At 58.7% G+C, this 13,607-nt stretch carries 7 protein-coding genes and 1 pseudogene; 3 read left to right on the forward strand and 5 right to left on the reverse strand.

Annotated elements, in window-relative coordinates; translation table 11 throughout:
• The first annotated feature begins 42 nt into the window (after positions 1-42).
• Positions 43-906 (forward strand): GGDEF domain-containing protein, encoded by an 864-nt coding sequence (locus IF103_RS12455; RefSeq protein WP_104881739.1) that lies wholly within the window; start codon positions 43-45, stop codon positions 904-906.
• Positions 907-1,012: 106 nt separating this feature from the next.
• Positions 1,013-1,348: a hypothetical protein gene (locus IF103_RS12460; RefSeq protein WP_023380665.1), complete on the forward strand. Its 336-nt coding sequence runs from the start codon at positions 1,013-1,015 to the stop codon at positions 1,346-1,348.
• A gap of 57 nt (positions 1,349-1,405) precedes the next feature.
• Here the strand turns inward: IF103_RS12460 and IF103_RS12465 are convergent, their stop codons facing one another.
• Together IF103_RS12465 and IF103_RS12470 are read right to left on the reverse strand one after the other, a co-directional pair.
• Positions 1,406-4,213: an amino acid adenylation domain-containing protein gene (locus IF103_RS12465; protein WP_202675355.1), complete on the reverse strand. Its 2,808-nt coding sequence runs from the start codon at positions 4,211-4,213 to the stop codon at positions 1,406-1,408.
• A 198-nt stretch (positions 4,214-4,411) separates the two neighbouring features.
• Positions 4,412-4,603: a DUF1289 domain-containing protein gene (locus IF103_RS12470; protein WP_023380667.1), complete on the reverse strand. Its 192-nt coding sequence runs from the start codon at positions 4,601-4,603 to the stop codon at positions 4,412-4,414.
• A gap of 443 nt (positions 4,604-5,046) precedes the next feature.
• On the opposite strand from IF103_RS12470, the gene IF103_RS12475 reads away from it, so the two are divergent.
• Positions 5,047-6,063, forward strand: coding sequence for an IS30 family transposase (locus tag IF103_RS12475; RefSeq protein WP_202675356.1), 1,017 nt, complete (start codon positions 5,047-5,049; stop codon positions 6,061-6,063).
• A gap of 149 nt (positions 6,064-6,212) precedes the next feature.
• Here IF103_RS12475 and IF103_RS25195 read toward each other — a convergent pair whose 3' ends face one another.
• The 3 genes and pseudogenes from IF103_RS25195 to IF103_RS12490 all read right to left on the reverse strand — a co-directional run bounded on the left by IF103_RS25195 (position 6,213) and on the right by IF103_RS12490 (position 13,492).
• Positions 6,213-6,458 carry a hypothetical protein gene (locus tag IF103_RS25195; protein WP_353843712.1) on the reverse strand — a complete coding sequence of 82 codons (246 nt, stop codon included), beginning with the start codon at positions 6,456-6,458 and terminating at the stop codon, positions 6,213-6,215.
• A gap of 584 nt (positions 6,459-7,042) precedes the next feature.
• A pseudogene (locus IF103_RS24895) lies at positions 7,043-7,873 on the reverse strand (RHS repeat-associated core domain-containing protein); the annotation flags it as partial.
• Positions 7,874-8,740: 867 nt separating this feature from the next.
• Positions 8,741-13,492 (reverse strand): RHS repeat-associated core domain-containing protein, encoded by a 4,752-nt coding sequence (locus IF103_RS12490; protein WP_202675357.1) that lies wholly within the window; start codon positions 13,490-13,492, stop codon positions 8,741-8,743.
• Between the last annotated feature and the right edge of the window lie 115 nt (positions 13,493-13,607).

Below are 13,607 nucleotides of genomic sequence, written 5' to 3' on the forward strand. Positions count from 1 at the left end.
AGAACGGGCAATGATCAAGTGCCGCACAGGACACCGTTGCCGATGCCCGTCGACCTGCAAACACTCTACCCAAGACTGATCCACCTGATGCTGGACACTGTGTTCGTAGTCGACCGGGACAACCAGATCGTTTTCGTCAGCGATGCGTGCGAGGCCCTGCTGGGTTACCGCGCTGAAGAGCTGATGGGCACCCTGATCACCGACTACATGCATCCAGATGACCTGTCGGCGACCCGTGCGTCGATCATCAGGGTGATGAACGGTCAACCCCATTTCGATTTTCGTAACCGCTACCTGCGCAAGGATGGCGAAGTCGTGCACATCCTGTGGTCGGCCTTCTGGTCCGAAGAGATCGGTGCTCGCATCGGCGTCGCGCGGAACGTGTCGGCTCTGACCAAGGCTGAGGAGGATCTGCGCTTTCTCGCCCACCACGACCCATTGACCAAGCTGACCAACCGGTCGATTTTCAACGACCGGCTCGAATCGGCACTGCGGGCTGCTCAACGTCACGGCCGCAGTCTGGCGTTGCTGTTCCTGGACATAAATGATTTCAAGCACATCAACGATGTCCATGGGCATGCGATGGGCGACCGCGTGCTGTGCATGATCGCCAGGCGTCTGGAAGGCTGCGTGCGCGAGACCGATACGGTGGCGCGCATCGGTGGGGATGAATTCACGGTGCTGATGACCGATGTCCAATCGCAGACCGCCGTGTCAGAGAAGGTCGCGCAGATACTGGCGGTGATGTCCGAGCCGTTGGGGACCGAATTCAATGGGCTGAACATGCCGTCCTGCAGCGTTGGCGTGGCCTACTACCCCGAAGATGGGGAAGACGCCGATACCCTGCTCAGCCGTGCCGATGGCGATATGTACCGGGTCAAACGACAACGCTCCACCACGGGCTGAATTTTTTAGGCAAAATGCCACTACTCTGACTTTCAATCCCTGAACCCTGCCGCTAGAGTGTCGCCGCCGGGAATTGGATCCCGGTCCTCGTGTCATGGAGAAGTCAGTGAAGTACCTCAGCAAATGTGCAGCAGCAACCGTTCTTGGCTTGGTTCTGGCCGGTTGCACCGGAGCACCGATCCAATCTCGGCACTATGACAGCAACGAATACACCGTGCTCGGCCACAGCCAGGCAAGCGCCACGGGTATCATGCTGTTCGGCATCATTCCGATCCGCCAGAACAACCGCTTCGTTCGCGCACAGAACGCGGCCATCAAGGCCAAGGGTGGCGATGCCATGATCAATACACAAGTGCAGGAAAACTGGTTCTGGGCTTGGGTCCTCAGTGGCTACACCACCACCATCTCCGGTGATGTGATCAAGCTCAACAACGTGCAGTAACCCTTTCGCGCCACCTGTCGAGCCAGCTCGGCCGGTGGCGCAGGCCTGATCGCTGAGTCAGGCCACCGGTTCCGCGGTGTCCACACGGCGTTTCTGCCCGGAGCCATTCCAACGCATCACGACCACACGTACCGCCCAGTTCCAGCAATACCCCACCAGCACCCCGCCGACAATGGCCAGTACCACGGCAAACGCCTGGTGATCGAAAAGACGCCGCGCCACGGACTGGAATTGGAAGTGCGTCAGGTAGATGTACAGGGTCGACGAAGCAATCGCCGCCGCCGCTCGAGCGATGATCGCCGGCACTGCGACCGGCCGCAGCCAGATCAACGCGAGAATCGCTGGCAGTGCAATGTCGATAAACCCAAGTTTCGCGACCTCCTCCCCACCATGGCCCGCCAGTGCGACCAAGTCCAGCTCACCGATCACCAAGACCGCCACCGCGCTGACGACCCATTTGCGTACCGTCGAATCGGCAAAGTGCACGGCCATGCCCAACACCATGATCGCGAGGAAATGCTGTGGTACTCGGTTCAATAGCACCGTGGCGTCGAAGACGAAGGACCTCAGCAGCACATCGAGCACCACCAGCGCACAGGATGCCAGCACCAGGTTGCGGAACGGGTTGGCCATGACTCGCCTACGAATCCGGTCGACCGACAGCAGCAGTCCGATGATCACGATCATCTGCAGCAGCACCTCGATGTACCAGGAGTTGAACACGCCGACCTCGGACGTCGGGAACCAGTTGTTGATCAACAACAGCGATTGCCAATGGAAGGTATCGAACACCAGCTGAGTCAGTACGTTGTAGCCGATAGTCGGCACCGCGATGGTAGCAACGGACTTCACCAGGGTTCGGGCGTCGCCACGTTCATCGATGGCCCGGAGTTGAAACCTGGCCAGGCTAAGGCCAGAGATGAGGAACAGAACCGAGGTCTCTCCCACCACGCGCCAGTTCTCGAACACATGGAAATGGCCGATGACGATGAGCAGGATGCACAGCACCCGGAGCAACACCGGTATTTCCATGGCCCGGGTTGCCAGCCCGGATGCCTTGGCCTGCCCGGCCATTTCCGCGAGCTCGCGCACCGCAGTGGTCTCCCACCGATCCGGTAGATGGCCAAGCAGTGACTCCAGCGCCATGGAGGCCTGGACGAAGGACAGCGAATCGCCGCCCAACTCGACGAAGGTCAGGTTGGCATCGACGTTCGGCACCTGGAGGATCCGCGCCCAGGCCTCGCTGAGCTGGGCCGCCAGCGGGGATAGCTCATGGCTGCCGAGCGCTGCCGTAGGTGCCTTGTCGAAGGCCGGGGGCAAGGCCCGCCTGTCTATCTTGCCGTTGGGCGTCAGGGGGATGGCATCGAGAAACACGAACAGCGCAGGCACCATATAGTCTGGCAATTCACCGCCCAAAGCATCACGCAGTGCAGCGGCCGTTACGGGCTGCGCAGGGACACAATAGGCCACCAGCCTGACCATCGGACCGTCGTGATTGGCCAGTACGACGCACTGTTTGACCTTCGGGTGGCGGGCGATGGCGTTTTCGATCTCTGCCAACTCGATACGATGCCCGCGAATCTTCACTTGACTGTCAGCACGCCCGAGGAAACTGACGCTGCCGTCTGGCAGATAGGTCCCCAGGTCGCCGGTGCGGTAACAGATGTCGTTCGCGGCCCCTGTGAAGGGGTTCACCACGAACTTGTCAGCGGTCAACTCGGCATCGTGCCAGTAGCCCAGCGACAGGTACGGGCTGCGGATGTAGATCTCCCCCGTTTCACCCTCGCTGACCTGTTGCCGGGCCTCGTTCACCAACAGCAACTGCGCGCCATCGATCCCCTTGCCAAGCGGGATCTTGCCGCTTTCGGCTCTAGGATCGACCTGGTGGAACGCCATGGCCTGTGGTGTTTCGGTGGTCCCGTAGAAGTTGACACTGACCGTGAGCGGAGCGATGGCCCGGATCTGCTGGTACAACGCCGGACTCAAGGCGTCGCCGCCCCAGAACAAGTAGCGCAACCGCTCGAACACCAGTCCGTTCATTCTGGCGCCGGTTTCGATCAGCTTGCCCAAGGGCGGCGTCAGGTGCATGACCGAGATACCCTGTTGCTCGATCCAGGCGGCCAGCGCCGCCGGGTTGGTCAAGGTAGCCTGGGCTGGGCAAATGACTTTCGCCCCGATCGACAAGGGCGTGAAGACGTCCCGATATACCGGGTCGTGGCCCAGGCCCGACAGCATCGAAAAGCAGTCGTCGCGGCTGAAACCATGATGACGGACATGCCAGTCGATGAAGTGCACCAGCGGTGCATGGTGGGTCACGACTCCCTTGGGTACCCCGGTGCTGCCGGAGGTGAAGGTGATGTACGCTGGCTGGCCAGGGTCGACCTCGGGTAACGGCAGGTAGTGGCCGGCGAATCGCCGCAGGGCCTCGCCGGGCGCCTCGGGCACTTCGATCAGGCCTGGCTGCGGGCCTGAGGGGTCGAGGTCGAGCTGGGCATCACCGCACAGCAGGACCTGCACAGGTTCAAGGGTGCGGATGATCTGGTTCACTCGCGCCGTCGGATAGGCGGCGTCGGCAATGGTGAACGTCAACCCCGCCCGCAGGGCGCCGAGCATGGCGTAGACCATGCCGGCACAACGGCTGGCGACGATCACCACCCGATCGCTGCCCTGGGCACCTTTGGCCAGCAACAAGACCGCCATGGCTTGGCTGATCGCTTCAAGTTCGTGGTAACTACAGTGGGTATCGTGGGCGATGATCGCGGTGGCATCGGGCGTTTGCCTGGCCTGATGCAGGAAGTCCAGGAAGATCGGCCGCTCGGCACGGTATTCCAGGAACAGTGTCGGGTCCGGACGCGAGTCCTGCATGGTGGGTGTCTGCTCCGAGAGATCGGGACGTGCCTTGCGTGAAAACCGCAGGACGATGACAGAACGTTAGTGCACGCTGGCCGTTATCGCCAATGGACGGCGCAACGACACATCACTGGCTGATGCTGCAAGCCACTATGGAAGTGGGCTTACCCGCGAACAGGGGCAAAGCCCGACTTTCCGCATGCCTGTGGTCTTTCACTTGGACTTGGCATTTTTCTTGTTGATGGCCTTCATACGGGTGGCGGCCCGCTGCACGGTGGCCATCTTCTCCGGTCGTTTCATGCCGCGCCACTTGCGGATCTCTTCGCGCGTGCGGCCACAACTCACGCACAATTCGCTGTTGAGCTGGCAGAGCGAGACGCAAGGGTTGTCGATGTCTTTGGCCATGGGTTGCTCCGTAATCGGGCGGAAATCATACAGCAGATACCCGTGACAGTTTGCATGGCGAGCCATGCGTTCGGGTGCAGGGTGTCGAGTTGCCACTGACTCTTCCACTTGCACCCACACTCCTTCACATCACCCCCGCGGTATGTAATGTGGCGCTTGGTGCGTTGCCTGGCGTTCCAGCCCGCGCTGGATTCGTGTCCTTTCCTATTCGTTCATGTGGCATTTTGCGTAGTCAGGGTATCTATCAAGAACGTCATTCCAAACATTTATTGATGCCTCTTCGAAAGCGGACCCATCACACTCTGCCTTCTCTTCGCTGCCGCGTAACGCAATAAAATCTTCCGCTGTGTTAATCATAATAACCACTGCACGCAAGAGATTTAAAATCAAGGGCGGCGGCAAAAACTGAGTGCAACACCTGACCAACCCGGTACAGTGTGCCTATGTCCTATCAAGAACTCAGCATCGAAGAGCGCATCACGATTCAATTTGGCCAACTCCAAGGCATGAGCCAGAGGGCTATTGCCAGGCTGCTTGATCGCAGCCCCTCGACCATTAGCCGAGCGCTTCGTCGCAACGCCCCTGAGGCGGGCCGGTACTCGGCGAGTCAGGCTCATCAGCATATGCGACACCGGCGCCTGGCTTGCCGCCCCAAGCGTAAGCTGCTGCCCGGAAGCCAACCGTTTGACCTGGTGGTTTATCTGCTGCGTAAATGCTTTTCTCCCCAGCAAATTGCCGGCAAGCTTAACGCCATGGAATTTCCGAATATTGAAGATGCATACGTCTGTCGCGAGACGATCTACAACGCCATTCATGCGCTGCCGGTGGGCGAGCTTCGCAAGGAGTTGATCATCTGTCTGCGACAGGGCAAAACCAACCGCCGCCCACGTTCTGGCGGGGTGGATCGCCGTGGTCAAATACCCGACTTGGTCAGCATTCACGTTCGCCCGCCCGAGGTGGAAGATCGCCAAATGCCAGGCCATTGGGAGGGCGACCTCATCAAAGGCAAAGCCAATGCTTCTGCGGTGGGTACGCTGGTCGAACGCAGCACAGGTTACTTGATGCTTGTGAAAATGAGCGACGCGACGGCAACCTCGGCAGTCGAAGGCTTCAGTGCTGCCTTGAACCGTATGCCAGTAGTGGCCCGCAAAACGCTGACCTACGATCAAGGTAAAGAGATGGCGCGCCATGCCGAAATCACCCAGCGAACTGGAGTGGCGATCTATTTTTGCGACCCTCATAGCCCGTGGCAGCGCGGTAGCAATGAGAACATCAACGGCCTGATTCGCCAGTATCTGCCTAAAGGCACTGACCTTTCGGGCTATAGCCAAGAGCAACTGGATGCTATTGCGTACGAACTGAACATCCGACCACGCCAGCGCTTTGATTACAAATGCCCTATCGAAATGATGACGGCAATGATAGCCAAGCACCATGAGAGCCCATCCTTAACTCAATAGTCGGGTGTTGCACTCAGCCTCTGAAACCGCCCTGCAAAAAAAACTCGCGAAAAGCTCCACCACTATTGCATTATTAGCCTAATCCAAACGGCGCCCCAAAGTCTCTCAACCTAAAAAAATCGAAAAAATGGGTCAATTAAATTAACTACTCAGTCATCAATCCACCAGTCCAACAGCGTATCATCATCAAGGTCGTTAAAGTTTTTATAGATATTGGAATAGTACCAGTCAATCCCAGTCTCCTCCTTGAAACCATTGAATACAGACTCTATTTTATTTATGTCGTTTTTCGAGGGTACACTAAAAGCCAAATTACCCTTGTAAACACCATCTAGCGTCCCCCCCAACAACTCACCGACTTCAGCCTCAAGCTTTTCGATTTTTCCTCTAGCCACCCCCCCTGCATATATATTTATACAGAAATCCCCCCCCTTTTGACAACCACAGCAGGCGAATTTGTATCCTTAATGTCAATCAAATCCCCTTTCGCCAAATTAAGCGCCAGTCCAGGAGATGATAAAAGCTCATAAGTGAATTCGCCTTTATGTATCGCCGGAAGCTCCTCGTACACGGGCCCTCTATCTGACACGAAAACCTTGATCAAACATACATTTCCTTTATCGTCCATAGGGCGCTCCACAGCCTCCTCGTTCAATACAAGACATTCCTTCCTTAACATAACCGCTATTCCCAGCACTCAAGTTGCAAGATGCCCCTTCCAACGCGGTATTGCACGGAGCTAGATTCCCCCTTTAGAAGTAGGGGCGTTGGTGTGACCGAGATGCATATCGTCAGCATTTGTAGAGTTTTGACCGCACCTCCAGCATGTATAAACACCATTATTATTTTTGTTGGCATCATCGATAAGCTCATTGCGCACTTTCTGCTGCCCTCTACGGCTGCCGCCATTCAATACACTTTGTGCCATTATATCTTGACTAACCCCTTGACCATCTATCCTAGCAAATGCTGATGGAGGCTTTTTAGCCAGTCCGAGCGGGTCGATCCATTGAACGGGGTTAGCCACATACGCAAAAAGATTCAGCCCTCCTACGTAGCGTATCGGATCCTGCCCGATGAAGCGCCCAATCCTAGGTTCATAGTACCGATGTCGATTGTAATGCAGCCCAGTCTCGTGATCGTGATACTGCCCCTGAAAGCGAATCGGGTTACTCATCCCGACCTGCTTGGCCCACTCCGAACGCTCCTCCCGCACCTCGCCCCACGCCTTGTACTGCCCCGCCCACGCAACGTTGCCGTGCGGATCGGTCAGCTCCATCGGCGTGCCGAGGTGATCGCAGTGGTACCAGGCAATCGCATCGAACGCCTGCGGCGGCATCGTCGTTTGCCACAACGGATCCTGATCGAAGTCGTACTCCCGCTGACGCCAATCCGGCTGCCTGTGCAGCACGATCGGGCGCTTGCGCAGGGCCTGGGCCACCGGCACGAAGCTGCCCGGTTCATACAGGTAATGCACCGTACGCCCGGTATCGCCATCGTCCCTTGGCGGTGAGCTTTCCCAGGCCAGGGTGTCGCCGTCCCAGCCGAACAGGGTGAATCCGCAACCCAGTTCACGTTGGCGCTTGGCCCGTTGCATCTGGTTCCAGCCGGTACCCGCTTCCGGCCTATCCCAGTAATGCGCGACCGCGTTCTTGTACAGACGTCGACCCAGGGCGTCGTAGGCGAAGTCGACCTTGAGCTTGTCGTCGCTGTAGCTGGCCAACCGGTCGAACAGGTCCCAGGTGAAGTGGGCGTGCGCGCCGTTTTGTAAGCGGTGCACCAGGTTGCCGCGTTCCTGGTCCAACAGGTGCCGGCGGGGTCGTGTTTGTCCAAGCAATTGAGCAGTTGTTTAGCTGCTTGGCATATTAAAAACATTAACCCCCCAGGTGCAACAAGTGCACCCGAGATATCAATGCAATAACAACTTGCAACTAAATTACTTACTACATTTTTTGCTGATCGCGCGCAATCAAAACCCAGAGCTCCGCCCTGATTAATCGCACAGATCAAAGCAAAGTCATCATCGCAATCAACCGGCAGCCCCTTATCCAATGGCTACTGACCTTACTGAACAGCTCAAACTCTGCCCGATAGCATATTACTTCAAACATCCATCACTCCGGACTAATAACCACAACGATTCGTTTTTCTATATATCGCAGAATTAAATCATCCGATTTCAGTGAGCGACACCAGATCAATCGAGGCTGATGCCGCCCAGAACTAAAACCTCTAGATTGACTCTCGGGAGCTCCACTTGGACACTTCATTAGCTCGCCCATGAAGTGCATCTATTTTAAAATTTTCGTCCTCGACTATAACTGTGTATCGCCGAAACGGAGCTAGCGCCTTAGCGTTAATTGTTTCTATAAACAATTCCCCCCCCTGACTCCGTACAGGAATCAGGGATTATGACCTGAGCAAATTCTGGCGGCCGCCCTGTATTTAGAAGATCCAAGCGACTGGAAGCAAGACTTTTATTTGCTTTCCGGCTAAGGCATGAATCGAATATTTCGCGCAGTTTCGCCTTAGCCTCGAAGTCAGCTTTTAGACGTTCATCGTTGTTCGACTTGTACTCGTCCGAACGACGACGCTTATGAAACTCCGTCTCCCATGCAAGCATCTGTTCTAAGAATTGCTCTAAAAACTCACGCGCATCCATTTCTAAAACCTCTACTTAACAATCGCATGAACAGGGATTATTGAATACTTGACTATGAGTAACACCGTTAGCTCGCGCCTGATAGAGGATAGACGTTGGCCTAGTTCCTCCCGCATCGTAGTTAGGCACCACTCTAACAATTACATTATCTCCATTTTTAACTGCAGCTGCGATGTCGCCTTCAAACATCCTGAAAGCACCTCGATTAGTAGTGGGGTCTTGAGGGAATACGTTATCTTTACCGCCGCTACCGCCGAGTAATTTACTAATTGCATGACCTGCATCATCACCTGCACACCCCATTCCTCTAGCGTGTCCACGCGAACTGGCGTTTGTGGCCGAACCAGTCCCGATATCTGAGGGCCGGATCTTTGCAGTCACACTCTTCAAGCTGCCGTTTACATTGTATCGATATTTGTTTCGAGGATCCTCACCCCACAACCCTAATGGGTCAACCCAGCCGGTAGGGTTCGTCACGTAGCTGAAGAAATTGAGCCCACCCTCTAAGCGAACTGGGTCCTGTGACACATAACGGGCTGTTTTTGGATCATAGTATCTATATCTATTGTAATGCAGACTTGTTTCGTGATCTTGGTAGTGTCCTTGGAAGCGAATCGGATTGCTCAAGCCATGCCGCTTGGCCAACTCCGATCGTGCCTCTCGGACTTCGCCCCAAGCCTTGTACTGCCCTGCCCACGCAATATTACCCTGCTCGTCGGTGAGTTCCATTGGCGTGCCGAGATGATCGCAGTGGTACCAGGCAATCGCATCGAACGCCTGCGGCGGCATCGTCGTCTGCCACAACGGATCCTGATCGAAGTCGTACTCCCGCTGGCGCCAATCCGGCTGCCTGTGCAGCACGATCGGGCGCTTGCGCAGGGCCTGGGCCACCGGCACGAAACTGCCCGGTTCATACAGATAATGCACGGTACGCCCGGTATCGCCATCGTCCCTTGGCGGTGAGCTTTCCCAGGCCAGGGTGTCGCCGTCCCAGCCGAACAGGGTGAATCCGCAACCCAGTTCACGTTGGCGCTTGGCCCGCTGCATCTGGTTCCAGCCGGTACCCGCTTCCGGCCTATCCCAGTAATGTGCGACCGAGTTCTTGTACAGACGTCGACCCAAGGCGTCGTAGGCGAAGTCGACCTTGAGCTTGTCGTCGCTGTAGCTGGCCAACCGGTCGAACAGGTCCCAGGTGAAGTGGGCGTGCGCGCCGTTTTGTAAGCGGTGCACCAAGTTGCCGCGTTCGTCGTACTTGTAGTGGGTGCCGGCGTACTCGCGCAGCAGGTTGTCCATCAGCTTGTTGCGACGTGGGTCCGCTTCCAGCGGGCGGTTCAGCTCTTGGGTTTTCTGATCCAGCAGGTTGCCAGCCGGGTCGAAGGCGAAGGTCTCGACGCCCAGGCGGCTGGTGGCCTGGAGCAGGCGGCCAACCGGATCGTATTGATACTCCAACTGGCCACGACGAGTGTCGTGGATGTTGGTCAATTGGCCCGCAGCGTCGTAACGGTACTGACGCTTGAGCAGCGTGGATGGGCCATCGTGGCTGCCCAACCACTGCTCTTGCAGGCGCCCGGCCGGGTCCCAGGCCTGGGTTTGCATGAGCTTGTTGCCCTGGTGCCGTACGACTTCACGGTGCAGGTCGTCGCGCTCGTAGGCGAGCATTTCGTGGTGGTCGAGGGTCATGCCCAGCAGGTGGCCGCTGCCGTAGGTGAGCCAGCTGACTTTGTGGCCGTCCGGGCGGAGGGTCGAGATGCGCTGGTTGAGGGCGTCGTAGGTGTGCTGCCAGACCGCAACCATCGGCGCACCCGTCATCAGGTAGTGCTGGTGCTCGCGGGTCAGGTTGCCGGCTGCGTCATGGAACCACTGCAGTTTGCTGACGGCGTTGATGGCCTGGATCAGCTTGCCGTTGCCGTCGTAGGCGAAGGTTTCGGTCTGGCTCTGATCGCCCAGGCGTGCGGTGCGTTCGACCAGCCGGTTCATGCGGTCGAAGCGCAGGTCGAGGCGGCGTTGGCCGACCTGGGTGGAGGCCAGGTGACCGGAATACGGGTCGTATTGGTAGCGGGTCACCAGACCATCGAATCCAGTTTCCTGGAGCAAACGACCTACTGGATCGTAGAAGAACGTCGCCTTGCTTTCGTTTTCGTTCTCCAGGCCGATCAGGCGTCCGAGCTTGTCCCAGCGGTAGCGCAGGGTGTGCTCGTTGGCGTCGATGCGCTCAGCCAGCAGGCCGGCGGCGGTGTAGGACCAGGTGGTGCAACGATCAAGGCCATCGGAGTGAGCCAGCAAGCGACCTTCGGCGTCGTAGTCGAAACGCTCTTCGGTCTTGTCAGGGTGGGAGACCTTGGCCAACTGACCGGTCTTGTACTCATAGGCGGTTTTGTTGCCTAGTGCATCGGCGAACTCGATCAACTGGCCGAAGGCGTTGTAGGCCCAAACACTGGTCTTGCCTGAGCAGTCGGTGTACGCCAGCAATTGCCCGGCGTCGTTGTAGGCGAGTGTCTTTTCGTTGCCGTTGGCGTCCTTGATCGCCTTGACCAAGCCCGCCGGGGTATAGGCAAACTCGGTCTTGTTGCCCAGCGGATCGGTGGTCTCGACCAGATTGCCGCGCGCGTCGTAATCGCGCAGCCACAGCCCGCCCTCGGCATCGCGAATCTTGATCAGTTGGTCGTGGTCGTCGTAGGCATAGTGCTCGACGCTGTGATCGGGGCGGATGTGCTGCAGCAGATTGCTGCGCTCATCGTAGGCGTAACGGTCCTGGCTGCCGTCGGCATGGACGTGGCGGATGACGTTCTTGCGTGCGTCGCGGAACAGCCATTCGGAGTTGCCGTCCGGGTGCTTGATCCGGTAGGTGTAGCCTTGGGCATCGTAGTAATGCCAGGTTTCCTGACCCTGGGCGTCGGTGACGTAGGTCAGGCGGATGCGCGTGTCCCATGCCAGGCGGGTTTCGAAGCTGCCATCGTCGGCCCACTCGCGAATGGCCTTGGCATGGGGGCCGCTGCCGTCCCACTCCAGGTTGAAGCCGCGCGCGGTGCGATCGGTGTAACGGGTGATCAGGTGATGGCGGTAGCGGTAGTGCCAGGCGGCGCCGTTTTCATCCTGGGCGCCGATCAGGTCGCCCTGGCCATCGTAGTGATACCCGCACAGCTGACGCAGCGGCTTGCCGTCGACCACCTGCCACAAGCCTTGAATGTGGCCGTGATCGTCGAGCAGGGTGCCCAGTTGCAGGTGGACCTTGTTTGGGTCGTTGTCGAAATAGGTGTTGATGTCCGACAGCACCGGCTGGTCGTGGTGACGATGCTCGTAATGCAGCATCGCCCCCGCGCCACTGCGCAGCTGGATATGGGTCAGGTAGAAGCGGTCACCGTGACGGGCATAGGTTTCCCGGCGGCCCAGGCCGCGCAGCAGCACCAGTTGCTGTTCACCGGTGCGCACCCAGGTGAAGTACTCGACTGCGTCATACTGCGGCTTGCCCTTTTTCGGCAGCGCGAAGGCATGGCTGCGCCCGTCCATGTCGTGGAACAGCAGGCCTTTGTCGACCACGTCGATGCAGGTGGTGAACTCGGTGATCCAGCGGGCGCCGAGGATGCCGTTGTCCAGCTTGTCGAGGCGCGAGTTGTAGGTGCGAGTCCACGTGACCGGGAACGGGCCGGACAGGCTGAAGTCGGTGTGCGACAGCAGCTCGTTACCCAGTGCATAGCCAATGCTGTGCGCCGTGCACGGGCATGGGCCGTTCTTGCGGGGATTGGGCGCCTGGCGCACCGGGGCCTGCCGGGACAGCGACTCGTTGTGCCCCTCGCTGAGCACGTGACGGGCCTGCCGGGTGGTGTCGGCCTTGACCGCCGCCGCCATCCCTCGCTGGGGCGGGTGGGCGCGCACGGTCTGCAGCAGGCGTTGCAGCAACCAGGCGATGCTCTGTTCGCGCTCGGCCTGGCCCAGCGTGTCGAGGAAGCGCGGAACACGGGCGGCCAGGCGCTCAAGGGTATCGATCAGGGGCTGCAACAGTTTCGGCAAGGCTTCGTCGAACTGTCGCGCAACGCCGTTGTAGGCGCTCTTGAGCAGGCCTTCTCCAGCATTGGCGAGGGCCGCGGCGGCCAGGGTCCAGGCGTCGACTTCGAACAGGGAGTCGTACAGCGCCACCTGGGCCAGTTGCTGGCGGGCCCGGGCATGATTGACCTCGGCGTCGAGGTTGCCGCTAGCGGCGTCCTTGAGCAGCCCGGCCAGCCCACCGAACAGTTGGCTGGCGGTCTGGCCGGCGGCTTCGAGCATGGCAGGCAATTGCTCGAGGGCGCCGTCGACGTAGTGCTCCAGCTCACCGCGAAGGTTGGCGTGCAGGTGGCCTTCGAGGATTTCCAGGAACACCGCGCCCAAGTTGGCCCGGGGGTTGCGCCGCAGCTTCTGTCGGGTCAGGTGCAGCACCGGCCGCAGCACCATGCGCGCCCGTGCCAGGCCGAGCGGAACCGGCACCACGCCAATCAGGTTGATGCCCAGGCTGACCCATTGCAGCGGATCGTTGCTGGGATTTCGTACCAGCTCGGCGATATCGAGCAGCGCATCCACCAGGGCGAAGGCGTTGGCCACAACCGGCACCGAGGCTTCGAGGTGATAACGCACCGATTGCAGGTCGAGCAGACCGCAGCTGATGTCCTGCAGCCACTGGTCGACGGCGGCGGCAGCGGCACCGAGGTCTTCGCGCAGCAGGGTTTCCAGCGGGGCGATGGCGATCTGGACCTCGCGCTCGGACAGCGCGGATCCGGGGGAACCTTGGGGCATTTGGCAGGCCTTCCTAGCCGGGGGATTACCCCGGGAAATCCGAGAAGGCCAAAGGGTATGAGTGGGGTTACCTGACTAGATGCCAGGCAAATTCGATCCGCACTGTAGGAAAGTT

The sequence above is a fragment of the Pseudomonas sp. SK2 genome, assembly GCF_016772395.1.
GTDB lineage: Bacteria > Pseudomonadota > Gammaproteobacteria > Pseudomonadales > Pseudomonadaceae > Aquipseudomonas > Aquipseudomonas taiwanensis.